The sequence below is a fragment of the Streptomyces sp. NPDC058576 genome (assembly GCF_042718715.1).
Classification (GTDB): Bacteria; Actinomycetota; Actinomycetes; order Streptomycetales; family Streptomycetaceae; genus Streptomyces.
Window position 1 is genome coordinate 76,861 of the sequence record NZ_JBHXPF010000002.1, and the last position, 20,093, is coordinate 96,953.

Below are 20,093 nucleotides of genomic sequence, written 5' to 3' on the forward strand. Positions count from 1 at the left end.
ACAGGGTGTGCAGGGTCGGTTGGCCAGGAGCAATCTCCAGACCAAGGACCGTGGAGCGGAGGTCGGCGAAGTCGACGCCAAGGTGTCGAAGGTAGGCGACGTGTGAGGAAATGCCTCGTTGGTTCAAGTCGAGGGCCGTTCTTGTCAGCGCTGGCGTCGAGCATCACGGCGCAGCAGGATGTCCGGGACGTAGGGCCGCTGGGACGTACTGGCGGACAGACCCAGGGCGAGGAGGGCGGCTGCGTCGAGGCTGGGGACCACGGGGGCTCCGGCTGTGCGCAGACGCGAGGCCAGTTCGAAGCCACCGGTGTGGAGGACGGCCCGGACCTCGCAGGTCCGTGCTGCTGCGGCGTCGTCGGTGGTGTCACCGATCAAGACGACCCGGCAGCGGTCGGGTTCATCCAGCATGGCCAGGTGGCGCTGGAGGGCCGCGGACTTCGGGGTGCCGGGAGCGCGTCGGCCATCGATGCGGTTGAAGAGGTGCTTCAGACGGGTCTGTTCCACCTCCCGCCGCAGTTGCGGGTCGTCGGTGAGTGACAGGAGGGACTGGGTGTGGCCCTGTTCCGCGATCCACTGCAGAAGGTGCGCGGCGCCTGCGCGCAGCGGTGGCTTGCGGACAGACATGTGCTCGGCGTAGGTCCGTTGGATGACGGGCCACTCTGCGTCGGTGACCGGCCGGCCGCTGAGACGGTCGTGGAAGCGGCGTCCGGGCAGGCAGTGCTGCTGGCGGTAGGTCGCCGTGTCGACTGCGGGTTCGCCGATGGCCTCCTGGCAGGCGCTCACGGCCTCGACCATGCAGTGGAGGTCGTCCAGCAGTGTCCCGTTCCAATCCCAGACGATGTGTACGGGGGCGGTAGAGGGTGTGTGCAAAGAGGGGATTCTCCAGAGGGTGTTGTCGGGCAGGCCGGGCGTGGTGAACGCAGCTGCCGTGGTGCAGGGTGGTGCCGGTCGGGTCACCGGGGTCGGTGACGCGTCGGGCTGTCCTATGCCGCGGTGCCGTAGTCGTCCTGGCTGGGGGTGTGTTTGGCGTTGGCCCTGGCGGTGATGGCCTTTGATGCGCGGGCGGATGCGGCGGACAGCTCCTTCGCTCCGGGCTCCGCGTACCACGGGCGTAGGTCGAGCATGGCGGCGCGCATGCCGGTGGCGAAGCACAAGGCCGTTCCCTTGGGCAGGGCTCGGATCGCGTCGGCGGGCAGGATCCGTTCCTGCCGCATGCTGACCGAGGTCGACTTCCCGGACTCCGAGTGCGAGGTGGACGTGGTCTCCACGTCGTGGTCACCGATCAGGCGGGACAGTTTGTCGGCGAAGTCGGGGTCATCGATGCCGGATCCGATCACCTTGACGGTGGAGGCGCTCCACATGGCGTCCATGCCGGCGTCCCCCCACACTTTCTGACCTTGGCGGTAGCTCTGGAGGATCGTGATGGGGATGATGCCGCGGCTGCCGAGGTGGGAATACAAGTCCGGAAGGTCAGAGATTTTGCATACGTTGGCAGCCTCGTCGAGGATCGCGAGCATAGGCGGGTCCAGACGGCCGCCGGCACGTTCGGCCTGGGCGGTCGCGGCGCGCATGACCGAGTCGGCGCATGCTGCGATCAGCGCACTTGCTCCGCCGCCGCCGTCCTTGCTGAGCAGGAACAAGGTGTCGGTGGAGGTGACGAAGTCGGCGGGCCGGAAGTCGGCAACGTCCTTCTGCGGTGTCACCCAAGCGGCGATCTCCGAGTTGAGGAGCGCGGCGGCGTACTGGCGGGCCGTCTCGTAAATGCCGTCCCGGGTCTCGGGCGGCCCCTCCACCGTCCCCTTGAGCTGGGCGGCGACGGCGGCGAAGCCGTGGTCGCGCAGGATGTCCAACGGTGTGCGGTCGGCGGGGAAGGCCAGCCACTGCATGATGTCGGTGATGGGCCGATCGTCGAGCGCCGCGGCCAGCAGCAACTGGGACAGGATGTTGCTGCCGGCCTTCGACCAGAAGTCGCCCTGCGCGCTCGCGTCCACGCTCGCGGCCAGGAAGTGCCCGGCCAGGCGACCGGCACCGTCGAGGGTTTTCGCGGTGGCGAGGGGGTTCCACCACATCTGGCGATCGGCGTGGGCGATCTGCTGTGGGTCCATGGTCCACACCGCACCCACCCGCGCTCTGGCCTCATGGGCCGCGGTGAAGGCGTCGCCTGCGGCTTTATTGGAGGTGAGGAGGACCGGGCCAGGTGCGTGGAGCATGGAGGGGATGGCGAGCGACGTGGTTTTCCCGGAGCGGGGCGCCATGATGGCAACGGCGACATCCTCGAACCCCATCCGCACTTCGTGCTTCGTGCCCTGGAGGTTGCCGAGGAGGATGCCGGTGTCCCTCGCTTCGATGTGCTTGGCGTCCTTCAGGCTGGGGCGCAGGGAGCGGGCTTTGCCGGAGATCGCCTTGGCCATCAGTGGCTCGATGTCCCGGGCCTTGGCCATGTCGGTGATCTTCTTCCGGCCGCCGCTCAGGTTCTTGTGCCGGGCCCACAGGATTCCCGCCCCTGCCATCAATGCGAGGAGCAGGACGACGGGGACGATGCGGGCACCGATCAGCAGGGACGTTTCGCCTGCGTCGGGCCAGATCTGCTCGGGATGGAGCAGGGCATCGGTCGGCTGGTATCGCGCGCAGGTGCCACCGGTGAGGTAGGCGGTGATGTTCCCGGACAGCCAGGCGAGGTGGGACAGGGGGACGACGACAGCGACAGCGCCGAGCAGGAGGCGCAGGACCAGGTCGTACCTGTCGGTGTTGCTGCTGGAGGAGGAAGGGGGCAAGAGGTAGGTGCTTCCGGGCGGGGACGGGTGGTTCAGCGACTGCGGCCGTTCGTGGATGGTGGCTGTCGTGCTGGTCGCTGTGCCGGATCGGGGAAGGCGTGGCGGGCGGTCAGGGAGCGGACGCGTTCTTCGAGAGCGGAGTCGACGAGCCCCGCGAGCACCTCGGTGGGCCTGCGGGTAACGAGGTCCGGATCGAGAGTGGGTTGGTCGTGCGGGCTGTCCGGACGGGCCACGGGGCGCGTGTCGGCGAGGGCCGTGGTGAACGCCGCGACCAGGCGCGGTGGGGTGTGTTCGCCGAAGCTGGCCTGCCACACGGTGCGGTTGCCGATGGCGGTGGTGGCGACCCAGTGATCGGTGCTGCGGTCCACGACGCGTTCGACCCGGGCGTGGCCGCCGGGAGAAACGAGGCCCTTCATGCCGTACATCGGATACCAGTCGGCGTCCGCGAGCGGTTCGTACGGATCGGGCGGTGTGTCGGCGACGGCTGGGTCGGCGAGGGCATCGGTGACGGCGGCGATCAGTTCCACCGGGGTGTGCCCGCCGAAGCTCGCGTACCAGGCCGGCCGACCGGATCTCGGTGCGTGGGTAAGCGTCCACCACTGTCCGTCGAGGAGGGGCTCCAGCACAGGAGTGCCTTCTGGTCGGGGCTGGAGAGCAGGACGCGCGGCCTCAGCAGGTCGTTGCCGTGACTCCATCCGCAGGCACGGTGGAGCGGGACGGTGACCCAGGCGGGATCGCCGCCGCCCGCGAGGTGGCGCGGGGTGATGAAGTCGACCTCAACGGATTGGGGAGTCGGGGGCATGTTCACTTCCGTGCCGCAGGGCGCCGGGCGGGCGCGGGCGCGGGGGCCAGGATCGAACGGGCTGTGCGAGCCCAGGCATTGATCTCGCGGACGGCCTTGCCGTGGGTGGCCCAGTCGTCGAGATAGCTCCACGATTCGGCGTGATGCTCGGCGAGGGCGTCGTCGAAGCCAGCGGTGCCGGCCTTGGCGTTGGCGGGGAGGGCGTCTCGGGTGGTCAGCCACTGCTCGTGCAGTTCGTCCAGCTGGTCGAGGGCGTTGCGCAGGACGCCCAACTGGTAGACCCAGCGGCCTTGGACCGTGGTCTCCGACAGCCGGGTGAGCTGTGTCTCGGCGGTGGCCAGCAGATGCCGGGCGCCGAAGCGGAGCGGTTCGAACGCCTCGGCGGTGTCGGCGTCGCGCTGGCTCGCCCGCACGCCGTAGGCGTGCTCGTCGTGGGGCCAGCCGTCGAGGTCGGTGTGCTCCTCGGAGTACGCGTCCCAGGCGTCGAGGATCTTCTTGCTGTCCCGCACGTAGTGGTCGAGGTGGCGGAGAGCGGCGCGGTGTGCGTGGTGGTCGGTGGAGATGGACGGGTCCTGTCGGTTCAGCGGCGGGCTGCCGGACGGGCTGGGTTCGTGTTCGCCGGGGTTGTCGCGGGTTTCGTCTGCGGCCGGCGGGCGGAGCGTGCCTGTGCGCGGAGAGAGCTGATGCGGTTGGTGTGGGCGTCGACCACCTGTTGTGGGCGCAGTGGGCTCGGCTTCTGTACGGCGCGGTAGTGGGCGGTGCGTTCGTACATGCCGCGCTGGAGCGGACTGGGGTCGGCCAGCGCGGTGAGGAACGAAGCGATGAGGTGGGGTGGGGTGAGCTCGTCGAGGTAGGCGTGCCAGATGCGCGGGCCGGAGAACTCGCCGCGGGGCTCGCTGGTCTCGATGTGCCAGGACGGCAGGTCCTGGAATTCGCTCAACTGCCGCAGCTCGATATGGCACATGGAGTCCGGGGAGCGCGCTGTGCTCTCTGAGTCCCGGTGCCACCCCGCCGAGGTCACCGGTTGCCACAGGTCGGCCGGTTGCGGCGGTGCGCTGATGAGGGCGTCGGTGAGGGCGGCGAGGACCTCGGCGGGCACGAGTTCGCCGAACTCGGCGTACCACCCGGGACCGTCGTCGGAGGGCTCGGCCCGCAGCCGCCACCACGCTCCGGTGGCGGACTGCGGGTCGAACTGCAGGCTGTGACGGAGGTCAGGGCTGCGCAGGACGATCTCGGCGCTCAGGGGGTCGGAGACGCTGCTCCATCCGGCGGCGGCCAGACCGTGGGTGACGTGGCGGGCATCTCCCGGGCCCGCGAGGTGGCGGGGGCTGGTGTCTAAGGGGATCTTCCAGACGTGCTCGTCCGCGAACGCGGCGAGCTGCCGTTCGCTCAGCGGCACCAGCAGCACCCCGGTTCGCCTGCCACGGAGTCGGCGGGCAGGTCGCGGAGATCGTCCAGGACGTAGTGGAGGGTGTGCTGGTCGGCCTGCTCCCACGCGGCCGTACGCAACTCGGTGACCAGAAGGTCGACCTGCGCGGTGCGCGGGACGTCCGGGTGCTCCTGTACGGCACGGGCGAGGGCGCGCAGCGTGTCGGCGAACTGGACGGGCAGGCCCGTGTACTCGTCGAGGAGGGGCTCGACGAGCGCGAGGGCCTCGTCGAGGTCGGGGTTCTCGCGCAGATAGTCGGTGAGATCTGCCAGCGCTTCGGTGAGGGTGCGGATGGTGTCCGGGGTGAGTGCGGGCATCAATCTCCTTGGAATGGATCGGTGGTTCAGCGGCGGGTCCGGAGACCGCCGGCCGGGGTGTAGGGAGGAGCGGTTGCGCGGGGCCGGGAGCCCTTGGCGCTGTTGCGGGCCCAGGTGGAGGCGCGGGCGGCCGTGATGCGGGCCTGCTGCCACGCACTGAGCTGGGAGGGCTTGACGGAAACCGACCAGGTACGGATCTGGGCGCTGAGAGGGAAGTGTCCGCGCGGGCGCATCACGGGTTCGGGGCCGGCGAGTTCGGCTGAGAAGGCTTGCACTAGATGCATCGGGGTGTTCGGCGTGAAGTGGGCTGCCCAGCCGTTGCCCCGCTTGTCCTTCGCGCCGGTCCACCACATCGCCGAGCCGTCGGTGCTCTGGTGGTACTGCATCCACGCAGTGCCGTCGGGACTGGTCGCCATGTAGTTCTCACCCTCGAAGCGCATCTCCCACTTCTGTTCCTCCAGCGGCGCCCAGACATTGGGAGCGTGGGCGGTGCGGGGCCGGGTGAGGGCGTCGGTCAGACCAGCGATGATCTCCACCGGAGTCTGCATGCCCAGTTGCGCCGTCCATTCGCCGTTCGGCCTCTCTGCCCGGCCGTGGACGGTCCATCCGCCGGGCAGGACGTAGGGGTCGTAGGCGACACGGAGCGTGCGGTCCGGGCTCTCCATGTGCAGGGGACCGCCCGTCCTAGACTTGTCCCGCCAGCCCGAGGCGCGCAGGAACTCCGAGACGTGCCGGATGTCGCCGCCACCGGCCAGGGTTCGGGGCTGGACCAGATAGTGCTGCTCGGCCTGGTCACCGGTACCCCAGCCGTGCCGCTGCTTCTTCTTCATCGGCGCCGCCGTACGACGAGCGGCGCGGGGGCCGGAGGTTTTGCCGCGCCGGTAGCAGGTTGAGCGCCGAAACGCCGAAGGGTGGCGCGGTGCTCGTCCAGGTCTCCGCCGACGGCGTCAAGATCGTTGGCGGCCCGGCCCAGCGCGAGCCACACTTCGGCTGGAAGTACGCCGCGTTCAGCCTGGACCTTGGCGAACGTGCTGCTCACGGAGACGAGTCCGGTGACGCCGTCGAGCAGCCCGTCGTCCGGGTTGAGGATGTGTGCGATGACCTGCGTCGCTTGGTGAGGTGGAAGTACGGCGACGTGCTCGGCGAGCAGATGGAGCTGCCGGGTGATCTCGTCGGCCAGCCCTATCGGGTAGGGGGCGGGGTGGGACATGCTCCTCCGGGTCGGTGGACGGTCAGGGGCTGTGGCGCTGCCCGACGCGACGCGACTCGGCGAGGACGGCCTCCGGCTGGGCACCGGCCAACGGAGAACCGCTGTCGGGCCTGGTCGGGATGCAGGCGCGCAGGTAGCGGCGGAACAGAGCGGTAGCCAGGCGGGGTTTGAGCCGGCTGTTGATCGGTGGGGGTGTGCGGGGTGTTACGGGTTACTCCGGGATCGGGGCTGGGTGGGCGGCCCGGGGCGGAGCCGGGGCCGCCTGGGGTCTATGGGGTACGGCGGGCAGGAGCGGACCGTGAGGGTGCGCCGGCTGGTGCCGGCGGCTGTGCCGCAGGGTTCGCCTTGCGGGTGCGGATGTCGTGCGCGGCCTGCTGGTAGGTGGGTTCGTCGAAGACGGTGGGCGTGGAGTTGATCTTGTATCCGGCCAGGAGCAGGTCGGGGATGGCCCGGGTCGCCACGTGCTTCTGCTCGTCGAAGTCCAGCTGCAGGGGCGCGGTGTGGAAGGTGAGGGTCTGGTCGCCCTGCTGGACGGGGTGCCGTTGCAGACCGAGCTGGTCAAGCAGGTTGTAGAGGGCGGCAGGGGCACCGGTACGGGTGTCGACGTGGACCGTGGGCGGCAAGGGCCTCATGTAGATCTCGGCGTCCGTGCCGCATTCGTCGGCCAGGTTGGTCATGCGTTTCTCCGGGTCAACGGCGTCGGGAGGCCGGGGTCTGGAGTGTGCTCGGCGGCGGTGTGGGGGCCTTCTGCGGAGCGCGGGCAGCGTGATCACGGGCGTGGAGGATGACTCGTGCTGCCAGGCTCATGGAGTGGGTGATGTCACCGAGACGGTCGATGGGGCCGGGTTCGTCGCTGGGGGCGGTGCCATGGAGGGCGGTGGCGGCGAGCACAGCGCGGACGACGACTTCTCTGGTGAGAGGCAACAGCCCGTTGACCGGGGCGGCGATCTCGGTCAGTACCTCGGCCACCTGGCTGCTGCTTTCGGCGGCAGCGACCCGCTCGGCGAGATGGCCGAGGTAGCGCAGGGCTGCATCGCGGTCCCCGTTCGGGACGGTCAGCATGTTGAGGGCGGGGTCGAGGTGGACGTTGTGGCCGGCGGCGAGCAGGGCGTGCGAGGCGGTGGTCGCCTTCAGACGCTGCTGCTCGACGGGCAGTCCGTGCGGCAGTCGGTGGTAGTTCCCGTGGTGTCCGGCGGCGGAGAGGAAGCCACCGGTTCGCTGGAGGATGTCCGCGGCTTTCTCGGTGCCGCCGATGGCGACGACCAGGCCGGTGCGGGGGTCCTTGGTGATGGTGATGTACTCCAGCGCCAGGAAGTCGGGTTCGTGCTGCTTCATCGCCCGCGGACCGGCGGCGTGCGGTTGCCCGCAAGGACTGGCGGGGTGGACGCGGGGGTGGCGGTGGGTGCGGTCCGGCCGGCGGGGTGCTGCAGGCCGGTTCCGATACCGATTGCCTCCAGCCTGGGGCCGATCTCACGCAGGGCGCGGGCCTGGGCCTGGGTGTCGTCGCCGTTGAGACGATAGATGCCGTCCTGCGGGTCCTGGACGAAGCCGTGGGCCAGGAGGATCTCACCGGCGCGGTGGTCGACGGGCGCGGTGGCGACGCTGCCATCCGGCTGCCAGGTGAGGACGACCCGGTCTGCCTGGGAGGGCTGGAGGCCGCCCAGGGCGTTGTTGCGGACCTGGGCGAGCGTGCTGTCGTAGCGGGCGAGGAGATCACCGGCGACGTGTTCGGCGCTCAGGAACGGGTCGTCGACCAGGGCGATTCCGTTGGGCTCGGGGACGGAGCGGTACGCCTCGTCGGGCAATGCGCGCGGGGCGACGGCGGCGATGAGGAACCCGTCGCGTTCGTCGTACCGGTCCAGAAGGACGAGCTGTGCGCCGTCCGGGCGGGCAAGGAGGGCCGCTTCCTGGAGCGGGTGATCGGCGAGGGCGGCAGCGACCAGGTCCAGGTCCCAGATCCGGTCGGCGAGTTCCGCGAGGTCGTCCTTGGCGTCCGCCGGTATGTGGGAGCTGGTCCAAGTGCCGGGGAGTTCGCCGGCGAGGACGTCGGCGTACGAGGCGAGGCGATCGGAGCTTTCATGGGGGTCGTACATGGTGTCCTTGGGCGGGAGAGGAGTCAGCGGCGCAGGCCGACGGCCACCGGGGGCGGCGGGGCCGGGAGCGTGCGCGGCGGGGCGGGCAGGCGCACGCGGCGGAGCGCTCGCGTTCGTTGGGCGGGACCGCCTGTGCGCAGGTGCTGCGGCGGGGGTGCGGGGCGTGCCGGTCGGCGAGTTGATTGCGGGTGTCGGAGAGGTCGGTGCGGATGTTGCGGAGAACCTCGTCGGCGAGGTAGCGGAGCCGCCGGGCGATGTGCGGGTCGGATGGCTCGCCGAGCACGTCGTAGAAGTCGGCGGTGGCCGTGAGGACTTCCTCGATCGCGGTGAGGACACCGTCGTGGGGAACGGTCAGCTCGGTCAGTGCGGCGGCCGTCTCCTCCATGGTGGTGGCCTGTCTGACGCGGCTGGCGAGGTGGGCGACGGAGGAGCTGGACGGCGGGTAGCTTGCCGGGCGGTCGTCGGTGTCGAAGTCCTCGTCGCAGTCCACGTGGTAGCCCTGGGCCCGGAGACGGGCGACAGCGGCGGTGGCAAGACGGTCTTCGTCCTTGGCGGTCAGGCCCTTGGGGGCGCGGTGGTAGCTCTCGTGGACGCGTACGACGGGCACGAAGCCTGCGCGCTGGAGGATGCTGTGCGCTGGGGCGTCGCCCTCTCGGGCGAGGAGTTCCTCGGAGTCAGGGTCGCGGCGGATCTCGACGCAGCGGTTGAGGTAGAGCAGAGGCTGTTCTCCTACGGTGAACGGTGGGCGGAGCGCCGGACGGCGGGTGGTTCGACGGCGACCGGGGACCGGGCCAGCCCGGCTGCGGCGCGGTGCAGGTCCTCCTGGACGGCGTAGACCCGCCGGGCGAGCAGCAGCAGGCTGTGGGCGGTGCCGGCGGCACCGGGCTGATGGGCGGTCCGGTGCGCGGTGTGCTCGATGAGTCCACGGACTGCGGCCAGAGGGCCGGCGTGTTCGTCAGCCAGTTGCGTGAGAACGGCCGCGAGCTGATCCGATGCCGTCGGCGTCGTACGGGCGGCGGGACGTGACGCGGGAGTGGCACGCGATGGCGAGGCGAGGTGGAGGTCCTGCTCGATGCGGCGAGCCTCGTCCGCCAGACGCCGTGCCACGTTGCCGGGTGGCGCGTGCCACGTGCCGTCGATGTGGATCAGGTTGGCGATGAGATCGAGGCGCCCGGGCTGGGCTTGGACTGCGATCCACCGGGCGCCCTGTTCCTTGCCGGGAACTTCGATTGCGGCGGCCCGGGCAAGGCGGTGAGCTACCTCGGCATACTCCTGGAGCGCCAACTCCCGGTCGCAGGGGGCGAGGCGCACCTCGATGTGGAAGAACGCCTGCCCGTCGGGCGGAGTTGCGGGGAACGGGTGGTTCAGACGGGGATCGTCGAGGTGCTCGGCCCACTCGACGGACGTCCAGATCCTGTCCTCATCGTCCTGGGTGAATTCGTCCAGGCCCGGCCAGTGGGCGACGACCGTGTACTCCGTGAGCCCTTCGTCCAGCGAGACCGGTCGGCCGAGGGCCGCTTCGAGCGGGTCTTGCGGCTGGGGGGCCCGTTCATGAAGGTGAGGGATCACCGGCCGCCCCGGATGTCGGCGATGTGCACGAGCTGGCCCAGGGCGGTGGTGGTGTACCAGCCGCAGTCGATCAGTTCCTCCCGGCCGGCGAACCGCGCCAGGAGCGCATCCTCCATGGCGCGCAGGTGGATCAGGCAGTCCGGGCAGCGACGGGAGAGGTGCACGAGGTAGCGGGGGTGGGCGGTGACGTAGGACTGGGCTCCGCCGGTCGAGTCCCGCAGCCGCCACCCGTCCTCGTCGGTCGGGGTGTGCCAGGACGGGGCGACAACGCGCATCGAGTCGCCCCACAGCTCACCGCCGGCCACCCCCTTGAGGACGACGACGGTGTCACCGGCCCGGAAATGCTGGTGTGTGACGTCCCGGTTGGGGGTGAGCGGGTCGGGCGTCGGTGCGAACGCTGAGGTGCGAGGGGGCTGGGACATGAGGTCCTTCCGCAGGTGGCGGGGTGGGAGCATCAATAGTCCGGAGGAACGCCGGTTTGGCTAACCGGCGTTTCCCGGCTATGTTCCCCGCGATCAGCGGAACGGGTTCTCCGTCGCACGGTCACCTTCACCGGCTGCGTTGAGGAGTTCGAGCAGTTCAGAGCCATCGGCGTCGCGCTGGTCGATCCACCACCCGGCGCGAGTGATCGCGCGCGCCTTAATCTCCAGCTCTGCCCAGTCCGCCTCGTCTCAACTCCCCTCGACAGCGAGCGCGGTGTGGGCGGCGGTCATCAGCTGGTGGCGGGAGCGCTCGCCCCAGTCCAGGACCTTCTCCGGGCCTTCGAGCGGCGGCATGTCGAACTGCTTCGCCCACGCTGCGGCCTCCTCCTGCTCGGCGGCACGCTTGGCCGCGAGCCACTCCTCCTTCGAGCCGGTGTCGGCGTCGCGCGCCGCCTTCCAGCAGTTGGTGCTTCTCTGCACTTCACTCGGATGGGCTCTGGTTCGACTTCTGTGATGCGATGCGGCGCACGCTCGCCTGCGGTGTGTACCCGGCTCCCGGCGTTGGGCAATCGTTGGAGCGCCGATCCGTTGAGCGACGGGCCGTCACGGAAGTTGTGGGCGGAGCCGGGTCCTGAGAGCTTCACAGCTTTCAGCGGCAGTGCTAACCCGAGTGGGTTCGAGGCTGATGATCGCTGGCTCGCCGAGAGGGCGTGTCGAGCCAGTTGGCTACTTTCTGTAATGCGAAGCTACGAAAGGTGATCTTCGTTGCCGATTCTGGAGGACCCGTGACGCATCTCCGTAAGCGCCTGACCCTGCTGGGCTCCACCGCCGCTCTCGCCGCTTCAGCCATCGTTCCCAGCCAGATCGCCGGGGCGTCCCCGGCGGCGGCGGCATCGTATGAGTGGGTCGCGCTCGGCGACTCCTACACCGCCGGCGTCATCCCGGCCGCCGGCGACACCTTCGAGGTTCCGCGTGACGGCTGTGAGCGCACGGACCGGTCATACCCGCAGGTCATTGACCGCGACCTTGGATCGCTCCTCGACCTGACCAACGTCAGCTGCGGTGCCGCCACGATTGAAAACGTCACCTCCCGTGCCCAGGAGCCGATCGGGCGTCACCTGCCGCCGTTCTCCGAGGACCCGGACTACCCCTTCCCGCCGGTGCCGCCTCAGTCCGAGTCGGTCCGCGCCAGCACCAACGTGGTCACCGTCGGCGTGGGCGGAAACACCCTCGGGTTCGCCGACATCCTCCGGAAGTGCCTGGAACTCGGGTCGGGCAGCGAAGGCGAGGGCACCCCCTGCAAGGACGACCTGACCGCCGGCATTCCCGCCCGCCTGGCCAAGGTGAGCAGCGACTACGACAAGATGCTCACGGTGCTCCACGAGCGCAGCCCGAAGGCCAAGATCCTGGCCGTCGGCTACCCCGCGGTCATCCCCAAGGACACCTCCAAGTGCAGCTACAACAACTTCGAGCAGTTCGGCTCGATCACCCCCGGAGACCTGGCGTGGCTGCGCATTGACGTCCTGGAACCCCTCAACCAGGCCATCGATAAGTCCGCCGGTTCGCACGACGCCACCAGCTTCGTCAACCTCTACGACTCCTCCGTGAACCACAGTGTCTGCGACGCCGGCAAGTGGGCAGAGGGGATCCTCACCGACAACCAGCAGCTCGCCCTCGTCCACCCCAACGCCGCGGGTCACCGCAACGCTGCCGACCTCGTCACCAGTGCGGTCCTGAACTCCCTCGACGCGGGCTGACCCACACCCTGTAACCCACGCCATTCACGCCGCCCTGTCTCCGGCACCCCAGCCGGAGGCAGTCCCGGCCACTCACCACGCTGGTGTCAAAGCGGCCACCCCCGAGGTGATGAGGCTTCCTGTAAACGACCAGTTTGGCTCTTCGTTCCCCAGCGAGGCGCCTAAGGCAACTGTGGCGGGATGGGCGGGTGTCCGGGTGCGAGTCTTTTCGGGGGACAATCCCACCCGGTTTCGGGGTTCTCCCTGAGTGTGCTGAGGTGTCCGCCGCCCTAGCGTGCGGGTATGTCAACTTCCCGACACATCAAAGTCTTCGCGGTGGTCGTGGGGGGGGGGGGGGGCCCCCCCCCCCCCCCCCCCCCCCCCCGCCGCCGCCGACCCGGACCCGTTCGCCCGCTTCCACGGCCAGCACGTCGACTGGCACGCCTGCGCCCTCGGCGCCGACGACGAGCTCGGCCAGAAGCTGGACGCCGCCGGTGCCGACTGCGCCGACATCACCGTGCCGCTCGACTACGCCGACCCCGGCGGTCGCACCATCACCGTCGCCATATCCCGCCTGAAGGCCACCGACACCGCCCACCGCATCGGCCCGTTGCTGCTCAACGACGGGGGACCGGCCGGCCCCAGCCTCCACATGCCACTGACCAAGTCGAAGGTGATGGGAGAGGTCGCCGACCGCTACGACCTCATCGGCATGGACCCGCGCTTCGTCGGCCGGAGCACCCCGCTGGACTGCGGCTGGGACCTCGGCTCCGCACCCCTGCGCTCCGCGGGCGCCGACCTGGCGGCGTACCGCAAGGAGGTCGCCGTCGCCCGCGAGCTGGCCCGGCGGTGCAAACGCGCCCACGGCGACGTGCTGCCGTACGTCACCACCCGCAACACCGCCCGCGACATGGACGTCATCCGCGCCGCCCTCGGCGAGGACACCCTCTCCTACCTCGGCTACTCCTACGGCAGCTACCTCGGCGAGGTCTACACCCAGCTCTTCCCCGGCCGCACCGACCGCATGGTCCTCGACGGCGTCAACTCCCCGGAGCGCTACAGCCACACCCTGCTGCGCGGCGCCGAGGCGGCCAACGAGGCGGCCCTGCGCGCCTGGGCGTCCTGGGCCGCCGCACGGCACAGCACCTACGGGCTGGGCCCCACGCGCGCCGAGGTCCTGGCGACGGTGAAGCACATCCTGGCCGCCGCTGCACAGGAGCCACTGCAGATCGGGGACACGTACCTGCTGGACGAGCACGTGCTTCCCTTCTTCTTCATCGGCGGCCTCGGCAGCGACCTCGACAAGCAGCGCGCCGACCTGGCCGCGACCGTACGTCTCCTGGCGCACGCTGCGGACCGCGAGCCGGTCGAGCCGTCCGAAGAGCTCGCCGGGCAGCTGGAGTTCCTACTGACCAGGACAGGTTCGGCACCCGCCAGCCAGATGACCGCGATCGTCTGCGGCGACGTGGCCGAGCGGCGCGGCGTCAGCAGCTACTGGCGCGCGGTCAAGGCGTCCCGCGAGCGGTACCCCCTCACCGGACCGCTGGCCAACAACATCACCCCCTGCGAGTTCTGGGACCGGCCCGCCGAGGCGCCGACCGAGCTCGACAACGGCGTCCCGGCCCTGCTCGTCGCCGCCACCCGCGACCCCCGCACCCTCTACGCCAGCGCCGAGGCCATACGCGAGCAGTGGCCCAGCTCCCGGCTGCTCACCGTGAAGGGCGCTCGCCAGCACGGCCTGTACGGCGAGTACGGCAACGCCTGCGTCGACGAGCGCGTCAACGCCTACCTGCGCACGGGCCGGCTCCCCGCGCACAACCTGACCTGCGAGGCATAGCCCTGTCAGCGGCACCCGGCGACGCGGGCGGCGCCGGCGTCGCCGGGGCACACACCCCCAGACCGGCCCTCGGCGCACCGGTACCGCTGTGCCGATGTTCCCCAATCCGCTTGTGGAGCCTGCGGCCCGTGACGCCCGTCCCGGGTCGGGTGCCGTTTGAGTGGGGAGATCCATCGAGCAGGTCTGAGGTCACCAGAGATCACCGGGTGGCCGTTTTCGTCGAGCGCCATCAGAGGCACCACGATGGCTGGCACGCGTGGTAGATCATCTGCAGTCGGATGCCGATCGTCCACCACCGATGCGCCAAGCGGTCGGAGACCATCACAGAAGCAGAACCAGAGCCCGTTCTCGCCCACATCCAGGGACGCGCCCGCGCGGTCGCGTGACCGCCGTCGGGGGCTCACCGCAGCCGCTGATGCCTGGGCAAGGCCGCGCACCACGCCTCGATGGACACGAGCCACCGTGGCTGTTCCCCGGCGCCTACACTGGACGGCCGCTGGAGCCCCACAGTCTCGGTCGGCGTCTGAAGAACCTCGGCATCCGGCCCCGCATGGCCCGTAACGCCTCCCTCATGGACATCGCCTCGGAGCTGCCCGCCGCCGTCTTCAGCCGGCTTCTCGGCTTCAGCCAGTCCACCGCCGACAACTGGGGTTCCGACGCACGCGGTTACAGCTCCGCCTACGGTGCCGAGATCGCCAGGCGCGGCAGCGGCGAATGACCCTGGCCAGCCCCGGAGGGCTGGCTGCAAAGCGTCTCGGCGGGCATGCGCTCCGTCGGCTGCGTGCGCATGGTTTTGCGGTTGATGTTGAGCCTGGCGTTGAGTCAGAGACCCAGGGCGCGGCCGATCGGCCCGAAAAGGCCGGTGAGGGCGATGTCGGACCGGCTGGGACCGCCGGACTTGGTGGGCGTCCACTTCTTGATCGACCAGGTCTGGCCCGGACCGCCCTTGGGCTTGCCCACGAGGTAGCCGTTCTCGTCGGTCCAGTAGGTGCGCTCGTAAGAGACCGTCTTGCTGTCCGAGCTGTAGATGTAGGTGCCGTCGTAGGTCCACCCGTAGGTGCTTTCTTGGCCCCGGCTGGCTCCACAGCCGTCCAGCTCAGTGGCGGCGTTGGACGCGATCACCGGCGGGATCACGCGCTCCTTGGCCGCCGCCTTCAGATAGGCGTCAAGCGCAGCGACGATGCGCTTGTCCTCGGGGGTGTCGAACTCGCCGTCCGTGAAGTGGAAGCCGGCGTCCTCGCCAAACGTCTTCCGGAAAGCGCACTGCGAGTGCCACTCGCGCAGGTCGTCCGACGCAATGGCTGCAAGGGCGGCAGCCGCGCGGCGCTCCTCGAACCCCGGCAGCAGCTCAGCGGCCCGGGCGGCTACCTTCGCGGCGCGTGGGTCGTTCTCCAGACGCTCCACGGTCTTCCAGTCGATGCTGGGCACCTTCTTCATGATCGAAAACAGCATGTGCAGTGCATGCCGCGCACCCTCCGACAGCAACTCCACCTGAGCTTCCGGGAGCACAAGCAGCTTCTCCACCTGGTCGGTCCCGACCTCGTACATGACTGCTTGCAGCTCCAGCCAGTCCGGTGAGCTGCCGTCCGCGACCGCGAACCGGTAGGTGCGCAGCGTGGCGAGGTCCCCGGCGCTGGGAGGGTCGTCCTGGCCGTTCCACGCCTCCAGCTCGGCGTCCGCAAGGGCCTTCCCCCGCTCCTCAAACTGCATGCGCTTGGCCCGGCGGGCGCGGAAGCGGTCCCGGACGGTCGTCCACTCGGCGGGGATGAGCGGGGCGAGACGGCTGCGCACGTCGGCGGGCATGTCGTTGAGCCGGTCCTTGAACGCCTTCTGGGTGTTGAAGCGGTCACTGCTGTTCGTCTGGGCGTACATCCACACGCAGTAGTCGCCGATGTTCTGGTATTCGCCGACGGCGTAGCTGACGATCTGCTGGGAGTCCTTGATCGTGCTGTGCCACCAGACGGTGGCGGGGGTGTTATCGGCCTCGCTCAACCGAAGGGTGGGCTTCTCGGTCACGTACTGGAGATAAGCCGTGCCCTCCTTGTGGTCGCTGACGTTGTGTGTGTCTCCCAGGCGTACACGTACGGCCCGGCCGGTCTCGTTGTTGACGATGGTGAAGTTGCCTTCGGGGTACTTGGCCATGACACCAGTATCGCAACTGATAGCACCCGGAAGGTCGCAGAGCGTCATTTTCATCCGCTCGGACCAAACCTGCTCGGCTGGTGAGCAAGCGCTGGACCATATGGCTGATGCGCCAGATCTCGCATTCGCGGCTGATCCCCACAGCTGCGTCGGAGCCATGACTCGTAACCAAAGGCAGAGGACGCCAAGGCGGCTTCGATGGCTGCGGGGGTGCTACTGCGGGCGCTCCCAGCCCAATCCTGCGGTCTCGCTCTTCGCAGGAGGCCGTGCTCGTTCGCCCGGCAAATCACTGAGCGGCATTCCGCATGTGCGGATAGCCGAACTTACCAACAATTGCCATGTGGTTGTTCCTGCTCTCTGTTTTCTGCGTCGTCTCACCGTGTCCTGCGGATGGCGTCTGTTGCCGCCGTGGCGATGGCGACGGGAGCGCTTGATGGCCGGGGCAGGTGCAGCAAGGTGGTCCCCGGCAAGTGCTGGGACTCCGCGGTGAGGCTGAGCTGGAGTACGGCGCAGCCGGCGGTCGTGAGCTGCGTGACGCGGGTGACGGCGTGAGCGGTTTCGTCGCTGACGTACCGGGCGTCGGTGACGATCACGAGGAGGCGGCCGGCGCCGGGGCGGCTGAGTTCGAGGCCGTGGTCGAGTGCGTCGATGGCGTCGCCGAGGTTGTGGTGGCCGCCGGTTGCATCGAAAGTCGTCACGCGCTCTGGTGCTCGGTGGGTGGGGCGGGTCAATGCGGTCAGGTGCCTGTCATAGGCGATGGTGGCGGTAAGGGAGTCGGGGTCGGTCAGGGCTGCTGCGCGTGCCACGATCCAGGCAGCGGACGCGACGGGCGCGCAGGCGGCACGCATGGAGCCGGAGACGTCGACGGCGATACCCACACGCAGCGGTGGGGTGGGAGAGTGGCGCCGGCGGGTGTGAGTGAACGGCTCCGCGCTGGGGATAGCCCCGGCTGCGCGCTGGGCGTCGCGGGCGAGGGCACGGCCCATGTTGAGGCGGCCGGGCGGGGTGGGGCTGGTGGTCCGCTCCTCGGTCCGCTCGCGGTAGGCAGCGGCGCGCAGGGCACGGCTCAGGCGAGCGGCGGCACTCTGCTCGGCGGCGGTCGGCTTGCGGGTACCGGTGATCGGGTTGCTGGACGGCACCGGTCTGCCGTCGGGAGCGACGGTGGTGCCACGGGCGCTGAAGACCGACTTGGCGGTGGCGGCGGCCTTGCGTCGCTGGCCGGCCCTCTGGGCCCGGTCCTGAGCCTGCGCCTTGGACTGCGCGGCCACGGCGTTGGCAGCTGCGGCCTGTGCCGCGAGGTCGGCGGCGTCGGTGGCGGCCGTGCTGTCCATGACGACCCGCACGGCGCCGGACAGCAGATCGGTGAGGTTCTCCGGCACGGGCAGGGCGGGGGCGGCGTCCAGGGCGTCGCACCATTCTTGACCGTGCGCGAGCATGGTCGTGGCGTCGTGGTCGGCGCACTGATGAGCTGCGGCCCAGATGCGGGTGAGGCTGGCCAGCAGGTCTGCGCCCAGCACCTTTTCGCACAGATCGGCGACGGCCCGGGTCTCGCCAGCATCCAGGATGCCGACGTCACGGCGGCCGAGGACCAGGGCCGCCACGCCGGCGGCCTGCTCGATGCCCTGGACGGTGGGGTGCGCGATGTCGGGCATCACCAGGGTTCGGGCGCTGGTGCGCAGGTACGTGCGGTCCGTGGGCCGCCCGATCAGATGCGCGCCCTCGACACGGCTCTCCTCCAGCAGGAGCGCGGCCTCGACGACACGGGGGTCCGCTCCGGCAGGCTGTGTCTAGACGGAGTGGGCCGCGTGCGCGGCCTCGTGGACGAACACGCCCCAGGCGGCGGGATACCGCTCCTCGTCGCCCACGATCCGCGGATGGATCTCGTGGGGCTGGAGCGGGGCGAACAGGCGGGCGTCGAACTCGACCTCGCCCAGAGTGGGGAAGTAGGCGGCCGGGGCGCCGCTGCGCGTGCCGGGGCGGCAGGTGACGAGGAGGTCCTGGCGGCCGGAGAGGGCGACCAGCCGGTCGCCGAGTTCGGCTCCAACGCGCAGCCACGCGTCCGGGGAGGAACGGGGTTGCGCGGGCGGGGCGCCGTCGTCGTCCCATCGCGCGAGGTCGGCGTCGTCGTCCCGGGTGGTGGCGGGGGACTGGACGTGGTGGTGGGCGCTCATCGCGAGCGGCCCCGGTGTGCGGAGACAGTGCTCGGGGGCTGCCGGGCGGCTGAGGCGGGGAGCTGCCTGCCGAGGGTGAGGGGCGCGATCTTCGTGACGCCGACGGTCTTGATGACGGCGGCGGCGACGGCGTCGCGATCCTCTACAGGAGCGATGCCGACCAGATTTGCGAGCGCGGCATTGGTACCGAGGACCGCCTCGGTCTTCTGGTAGCTGAGAAGCTCTCGCAGTTGGGGGGCCCAGCCCAGCTCGCCGAGGTCGACTTGGTGGGCGAGGTGTCGTGCGACCCGGACCACCCTGGCATCGATCTTCAGCGCGGTGGCGAGGTCGTAGTCCGTGCCGATCTGTATCTGCACGCTGAACCGGGACGACAGCGCCTCCGTCAGAACGGCACCGTGTACGCCCGGATTGTGGCCCGCCACCACGTAGAAGCCTGGCTCGGCCTTGATGGTCTCGCCCTTGTGGGCCTTGACCTGGATCTGCCTGCGCCCGTCCATCGCGGGATACAGCGCGGCCAACACTTTCGGTGAGATCAGGGTGGCGTCGTCGATCAGCAGTGCGCGGCCCTCGGTCATCGCGCTGACGAGCGGACCGTACTGGAAGACGTAACCTCCGCTGTCGGCCTGCGTGTACTCGCCGATCAAGTCGCCGACCGTGGTGTCGCCGTCGCCGGCGACGGTGAGCAGGTCCGGGAACGCCGCCTCCACCAGCGACGTCTTGCCGGTGCCCGGAGGGCCGTAGAGCAGCACCGGCACGTCGGCGTCGCGCAGGCGATTCAGCGCCTCGACGTCGGGCAGGTCGGCCAGCTCCCGGGGGTGGTAGAGCTGGCCCCCCGCGCGGCGGATCGGACCGGTCTGTCTGGGCGTGGCTGAGGCGGGAATGGTCGTGCGGGCCGTGGCCGCCTGGGCGCGGGGAGCGTGGGTGCCCGGTGGGCTGATCACGGCGGTCTGCGCGGCTGTGACGGTCTTCGCGTTCGCCCGGAACTCCGGCTGTCCGGTTCCGCTTTGGTCGGCCTCGCCGCGTCGCACCAGGGTGAGAGCGGCGTTGCGGACGGCGCCGTGGGAGTGGCCCAGCTGCCGGGCCATGTCCCCGATGGTGAGCGTGTCCGCCGGCCGGTCGGCCAGCAGCCGGGCCACCTTTGCCCGTAGTTCGCCGCCCTTGGTGCGCGCTGGACTGGTAGACGTTCCGGGTGTGGTCAAGACGAGGGTCCTTCAACGGGTACGGGTGCGGGTTGGGCTGGCGATGCGCTGGAGAGGCTGGCCGCTCTCGGAGCGGATCACGGACTGTGCCGACATCGGCGACCGGGCCAACCGGGGCGTACCGTCGGCGCTCACCGGCCGACCGAGGGATCGGTCCAGGTGCAGGGGATGCCCGCCAACGAGCAGCTCGCTGGCTCCGTACCGGGTTCCGTCGCTCGGCAGGCGCAGCCGGGCGTCTCTTCGAAGCCGTCCTGGAGCAGGATCCGCCGGGCGGCGGCGTTGTAGCCGGTGGTGGTGACCTCGCCGGTGATGGAGTGCCGGATCGTCATGAACGGCTCTCCTGGCGCTTCGGGCAAGACGGATCTCCTCAAGGAAGTACGGGAAGTTGGGGG

20 protein-coding genes and 2 pseudogenes are annotated in these 20,093 nt (G+C 70.0%); 3 read left to right on the forward strand and 19 right to left on the reverse strand.

Annotated elements, in window-relative coordinates:
• Positions 1-144: 144 nt before the first annotated feature.
• From ACFWRV_RS01795 to ACFWRV_RS01865, 15 genes and pseudogenes are all read right to left on the reverse strand, one after another.
• Positions 145-870: an HAD family hydrolase gene (locus ACFWRV_RS01795; RefSeq protein ID WP_384326824.1), complete on the reverse strand. Its 726-nt coding sequence runs from the start codon at positions 868-870 to the stop codon at positions 145-147.
• Positions 871-983: 113 nt separating this feature from the next.
• Positions 984-2,774 carry a type IV secretory system conjugative DNA transfer family protein gene (locus ACFWRV_RS01800; RefSeq protein ID WP_384326826.1) on the reverse strand — a complete coding sequence of 597 codons (1,791 nt, stop codon included), beginning with the start codon at positions 2,772-2,774 and terminating at the stop codon, positions 984-986.
• Between the two features lie 32 nt (positions 2,775-2,806).
• Entirely contained in the window at positions 2,807-3,400 is a 594-nt protein-coding gene (locus ACFWRV_RS01805; protein ID WP_384326828.1) for a DUF317 domain-containing protein, read from the reverse strand.
• A 178-nt stretch (positions 3,401-3,578) separates the two neighbouring features.
• Complete coding sequence (locus ACFWRV_RS01810; protein WP_384326830.1) at positions 3,579-4,085, reverse strand: hypothetical protein; 507 nt, start codon at positions 4,083-4,085, stop codon at positions 3,579-3,581.
• 71 nt (positions 4,086-4,156) lie between these two features.
• Positions 4,157-4,975 (reverse strand): DUF317 domain-containing protein, encoded by an 819-nt coding sequence (locus tag ACFWRV_RS01815; protein WP_384326832.1) that lies wholly within the window; start codon positions 4,973-4,975, stop codon positions 4,157-4,159.
• On the reverse strand, positions 4,966-5,322 hold the full coding sequence (locus ACFWRV_RS01820; RefSeq protein WP_384326834.1) for a hypothetical protein: 357 nt from the start codon (positions 5,320-5,322) through the stop codon (positions 4,966-4,968). Before ACFWRV_RS01820 ends, ACFWRV_RS01815 begins: the two co-directional genes overlap by 10 nt.
• Before the next feature lie 26 nt (positions 5,323-5,348).
• A complete protein-coding gene (locus ACFWRV_RS01825; RefSeq protein ID WP_384326836.1) occupies positions 5,349-6,152 on the reverse strand; it encodes a DUF317 domain-containing protein in 804 nt (267 codons plus the stop codon).
• Positions 6,149-6,532 carry a hypothetical protein gene (locus tag ACFWRV_RS01830; RefSeq protein WP_384326838.1) on the reverse strand — a complete coding sequence of 128 codons (384 nt, stop codon included), beginning with the start codon at positions 6,530-6,532 and terminating at the stop codon, positions 6,149-6,151. Before ACFWRV_RS01830 ends, ACFWRV_RS01825 begins: the two co-directional genes overlap by 4 nt.
• 269 nt (positions 6,533-6,801) lie before the next feature.
• Positions 6,802-7,209: a hypothetical protein gene (locus ACFWRV_RS01835; RefSeq protein WP_384326840.1), complete on the reverse strand. Its 408-nt coding sequence runs from the start codon at positions 7,207-7,209 to the stop codon at positions 6,802-6,804.
• A gap of 13 nt (positions 7,210-7,222) precedes the next feature.
• Positions 7,223-7,867 (reverse strand): hypothetical protein, encoded by a 645-nt coding sequence (locus tag ACFWRV_RS01840; protein WP_384326842.1) that lies wholly within the window; start codon positions 7,865-7,867, stop codon positions 7,223-7,225.
• Positions 7,864-8,625 carry a hypothetical protein gene (locus ACFWRV_RS01845; RefSeq protein WP_384326844.1) on the reverse strand — a complete coding sequence of 254 codons (762 nt, stop codon included), beginning with the start codon at positions 8,623-8,625 and terminating at the stop codon, positions 7,864-7,866. The genes ACFWRV_RS01840 and ACFWRV_RS01845 overlap by 4 nt, the downstream gene beginning before the upstream one ends.
• Positions 8,609-9,232: a hypothetical protein gene (locus tag ACFWRV_RS01850; RefSeq protein ID WP_384326846.1), complete on the reverse strand. Its 624-nt coding sequence runs from the start codon at positions 9,230-9,232 to the stop codon at positions 8,609-8,611. The genes ACFWRV_RS01845 and ACFWRV_RS01850 overlap by 17 nt, the downstream gene beginning before the upstream one ends.
• 122 nt (positions 9,233-9,354) lie before the next feature.
• A complete protein-coding gene (locus ACFWRV_RS01855) occupies positions 9,355-10,194 on the reverse strand; it encodes a relaxase/mobilization nuclease (RefSeq protein WP_384326848.1) in 840 nt (279 codons plus the stop codon).
• Entirely contained in the window at positions 10,191-10,616 is a 426-nt protein-coding gene (locus tag ACFWRV_RS01860) for a hypothetical protein (RefSeq protein WP_384326850.1), read from the reverse strand. The genes ACFWRV_RS01855 and ACFWRV_RS01860 overlap by 4 nt, the downstream gene beginning before the upstream one ends.
• Positions 10,617-10,709: 93 nt before the next feature.
• Positions 10,710-11,084: pseudogene (locus ACFWRV_RS01865) on the reverse strand (hypothetical protein); the annotation flags it as partial.
• Between the two features lie 317 nt (positions 11,085-11,401).
• Here ACFWRV_RS01865 and ACFWRV_RS01870 point away from each other — a divergent pair.
• From ACFWRV_RS01870 to ACFWRV_RS01880, 3 genes are all read left to right on the forward strand, one after another.
• The gene (locus tag ACFWRV_RS01870; protein ID WP_384326852.1) at positions 11,402-12,373 is read left to right on the forward strand and encodes an SGNH/GDSL hydrolase family protein; all 972 of its coding nucleotides are present in this window, start codon (positions 11,402-11,404) and stop codon (positions 12,371-12,373) included.
• A gap of 496 nt (positions 12,374-12,869) precedes the next feature.
• The gene (locus ACFWRV_RS01875; RefSeq protein WP_384326854.1) at positions 12,870-14,189 is read left to right on the forward strand and encodes an alpha/beta hydrolase; all 1,320 of its coding nucleotides are present in this window, start codon (positions 12,870-12,872) and stop codon (positions 14,187-14,189) included.
• Between the two features lie 550 nt (positions 14,190-14,739).
• The gene (locus ACFWRV_RS01880) at positions 14,740-14,907 is read left to right on the forward strand and encodes a hypothetical protein (RefSeq protein ID WP_384326856.1); all 168 of its coding nucleotides are present in this window, start codon (positions 14,740-14,742) and stop codon (positions 14,905-14,907) included.
• Positions 14,908-15,011: 104 nt separating this feature from the next.
• Here the strand turns inward: ACFWRV_RS01880 and ACFWRV_RS01885 are convergent, their stop codons facing one another.
• From ACFWRV_RS01885 to ACFWRV_RS01900, 4 genes and pseudogenes are all read right to left on the reverse strand, one after another.
• Complete coding sequence (locus ACFWRV_RS01885; RefSeq protein ID WP_384326858.1) at positions 15,012-16,331, reverse strand: hypothetical protein; 1,320 nt, start codon at positions 16,329-16,331, stop codon at positions 15,012-15,014.
• Positions 16,332-16,705: 374 nt separating this feature from the next.
• Positions 16,706-18,502: pseudogene (locus tag ACFWRV_RS01890) on the reverse strand (hypothetical protein).
• On the reverse strand, positions 18,499-19,638 hold the full coding sequence (locus tag ACFWRV_RS01895) for an AAA family ATPase (RefSeq protein WP_384327244.1): 1,140 nt from the start codon (positions 19,636-19,638) through the stop codon (positions 18,499-18,501). The pseudogene ACFWRV_RS01890 and the gene ACFWRV_RS01895 overlap by 4 nt, the downstream one beginning before the upstream one ends.
• Before the next feature lie 194 nt (positions 19,639-19,832).
• The gene (locus ACFWRV_RS01900; protein WP_384326860.1) at positions 19,833-20,030 is read right to left on the reverse strand and encodes a hypothetical protein; all 198 of its coding nucleotides are present in this window, start codon (positions 20,028-20,030) and stop codon (positions 19,833-19,835) included.
• Positions 20,031-20,093: the final 63 nt, after the last annotated feature.

Coding starts and splice junctions, on each gene's coding strand:
- ACFWRV_RS01820 (WP_384326834.1), bottom strand. CDS start 5,322: ATGCCCGCACTCACCCCGGACACCATCCGCACCCTCACCGAAGCGCTG.
- ACFWRV_RS01825 (WP_384326836.1), bottom strand. CDS start 6,152: ATGAAGAAGAAGCAGCGGCACGGCTGGGGTACCGGTGACCAGGCCGAG.
- ACFWRV_RS01830 (WP_384326838.1), bottom strand. CDS start 6,532: ATGTCCCACCCCGCCCCCTACCCGATAGGGCTGGCCGACGAGATCACC.
- ACFWRV_RS01835 (WP_384326840.1), bottom strand. CDS start 7,209: ATGACCAACCTGGCCGACGAATGCGGCACGGACGCCGAGATCTACATG.
- ACFWRV_RS01840 (WP_384326842.1), bottom strand. CDS start 7,867: ATGAAGCAGCACGAACCCGACTTCCTGGCGCTGGAGTACATCACCATC.
- ACFWRV_RS01845 (WP_384326844.1), bottom strand. CDS start 8,625: ATGTACGACCCCCATGAAAGCTCCGATCGCCTCGCCTCGTACGCCGAC.
- ACFWRV_RS01860 (WP_384326850.1), bottom strand. CDS start 10,616: ATGTCCCAGCCCCCTCGCACCTCAGCGTTCGCACCGACGCCCGACCCG.
- ACFWRV_RS01880 (WP_384326856.1), top strand. CDS start 14,740: ATGGCCCGTAACGCCTCCCTCATGGACATCGCCTCGGAGCTGCCCGCC.
- ACFWRV_RS01885 (WP_384326858.1), bottom strand. CDS start 16,331: ATGGCCAAGTACCCCGAAGGCAACTTCACCATCGTCAACAACGAGACC.
- ACFWRV_RS01900 (WP_384326860.1), bottom strand. CDS start 20,030: ATGACGATCCGGCACTCCATCACCGGCGAGGTCACCACCACCGGCTAC.